This window comes from Parasutterella muris (assembly GCF_009767915.1).
Classification (GTDB): Bacteria; Pseudomonadota; Gammaproteobacteria; order Burkholderiales; family Burkholderiaceae_F; genus Parasutterella; species Parasutterella muris.
Window position 1 is genome coordinate 1 of record NZ_WSRP01000088.1, and the last position, 1,927, is coordinate 1,927.

The 1,927-nt window shown below is 47.4% G+C and carries 5 protein-coding genes; 2 read left to right on the plus strand and 3 right to left on the minus strand.

Annotated elements, in window-relative coordinates; translation table 11 throughout:
* Together E5987_RS12615 and E5987_RS12620 are read right to left on the minus strand one after the other, a co-directional pair.
* Positions 1-196, minus strand: a 196-nt coding sequence (locus tag E5987_RS12615; RefSeq protein ID WP_160336418.1) for a hypothetical protein, incomplete at its 3' end; no start/stop codon positions are given.
* Positions 197-246: 50 nt separating this feature from the next.
* The gene (locus tag E5987_RS12620; protein WP_160336419.1) at positions 247-975 is read right to left on the minus strand and encodes a hypothetical protein; all 729 of its coding nucleotides are present in this window, start codon (positions 973-975) and stop codon (positions 247-249) included.
* Between the two features lie 71 nt (positions 976-1,046).
* On the opposite strand from E5987_RS12620, the gene E5987_RS12625 reads away from it, so the two are divergent.
* On the plus strand, positions 1,047-1,325 hold the full coding sequence (locus E5987_RS12625; RefSeq protein WP_160336420.1) for a type II toxin-antitoxin system RelE/ParE family toxin: 279 nt from the start codon (positions 1,047-1,049) through the stop codon (positions 1,323-1,325).
* A complete protein-coding gene (locus E5987_RS12630) occupies positions 1,325-1,642 on the plus strand; it encodes a HigA family addiction module antitoxin (protein WP_160336421.1) in 318 nt (105 codons plus the stop codon). Before E5987_RS12625 ends, E5987_RS12630 begins: the two co-directional genes overlap by 1 nt.
* On the opposite strand, the gene E5987_RS12635 is transcribed toward E5987_RS12630, so the two are convergent.
* The coding region (locus E5987_RS12635; RefSeq protein ID WP_160336422.1) for a hypothetical protein at positions 1,608-1,927 on the minus strand (320 nt) is incomplete at its 5' end. The two genes, E5987_RS12630 and E5987_RS12635, sit on opposite strands and share 35 nt — an antisense overlap.

Sequence of the window (1,927 nt, forward strand, 5' to 3'; positions counted from 1 at the left end):
CAAGAATCCAGAAGACACCGATAGCAGTGACTCCGCCTGATAGCGCTTCCCACATTGCTTCAAGGACGGAGAACTCTGTCGGTCTCTCTTTTCGTTTTTCTCTCCAGTCATCAACGTATCGGAGAAGGCCTGCGATTAAACCAAGCCCTCCGACGCATCCGATGAGGGTATTTATGAGGTCGGTATGTTTGATCACATAATTTCTCCAAAAGAAACCGCTCGAAGGCGGTAATAACTATCAGACTCCTACACAATATCCTGTGTCGGGGGGTACAACCACATCACAAGCCCGGCAGTCACGGCAATATTGATTCTGCGAATATCCCCGTAGCGAAGAGTCAAAGTCTCAGGGATACTTGCCGTAAAACCTGCTGCCGCTTTGTACTGATTCCGAATCATCAGACCTCCAAGGTCATAACCGTCATTGACACCATCTGGAAAATAGGGATTGCCATAGGCTGACATGCAACAATCAACTGCGGTATTGCTCGCTATTTGATAACTCGCAGACGATGTTTCAATAGTCATTGTTAAACTGCCCGTTCTGTCAGCAGTTTCAGAGATCTCTCGGGAAAGCGTAGTTTCATAATCCATGTCCATAAACCAGAGATTAAACTTGATAGCACGTATAGGAGTATTACTATCAGACAGTCCCGTTAAAGCCAACGGCTCGTTAAAAACCTTAGCCGACTCATAAAATTCTCCCCAAGTGCCGTAAAACATTTCATAAGGGTCTGTATCGTATCGGTCCTTGTTTTTAAGTGTAGCTATCGTATTTCCGCCTTCATCCAAGAGGTCTAAGAAAAAGCAACCTCCGCAAGGACCCGGAGCGCCCGAGCCGTTTTCATGCCCGGGTTCATTCCTTGGGTTCCCGCAGTAATCCGCATCGCAATAAAGCCAAGGGGTGCGAAGCGAGAAACAGGCTTGAGGTTCTTTTTTCTTTGCTCTCATTAGAAGAGCTGGTGTATTGAACATTTTTACTCCTTCTGTTGCGAATTGCGCAACGCTATGCTATTCTTCGATCGTGGCATAGGAATGAACTCAACATGATTAAAAGCTGGTTGCATAAAGGACTGCAAAATTTCTTTGAAACAGGTTCCCTTGCGGGCATTCAGCCCTCCCATGCTAAGAAGCTTGGACAGCGCTTAGCTTTAATCAACAGAGCTCGCTCTATTGCTGAACTAAACCTCAAGTCACTGAGACTGCACCAACTTAAAGGCGACCGAGAAGGTATATGGTCAGTCACAGTAACGGGTAATTGGAGAATTACCTTCCAATTCATAGACGGGGACGCCTATATTATCAATTATGAGGACTATCACTGATGGCCAAAATATTTAACCCTCCGCATCCCGGAAGCATTCTTTCCGAAGAATTGGAGTGCCTCGGAGTCAGTGCCAGAGAGTTCGCACGCAACCTCGGGGTTTCTGCTAGCTCTATTACTCGCATTCTGAACGAAAGCTCTCCAATTACACCCGAGATGGCTGTACGCATTGCCGCAGCAATTTCCGGCCCCGAGCCGGAAACATGGGTGTCCATGCAGTCAGACTATGACACCTGGCAGGCAGAGCAGCGAATCGACGTGAGTCATATCCGCCGCTACACACTCACTGAGACACCAGAGACTCTTCCAACTCGTTAATCCTTGCTCTCCAAGCTTCCCTTTGAGCGATAACTTCCGAGTATTCCTCGGTATTTGCCGCACCTTCCGCAATCTTGATAACCACATAATCAGTCTCTCGAAGTTGAGCCTTGAGCAAAAAGATTTCTCTTTCTGCCTGCACTTGAGCCGGAGGTTCCGGATCAGGCTCCTCTGTATAGGTAACTCCGAGTTTTTCCCAAAACTCTGACTTGTTTTCTTCAGGCTCCTCGCCAAAAGCCTTCCTATCTTCTTTCCAAATCGCCTGACGAACCGCATAGCCTGAAC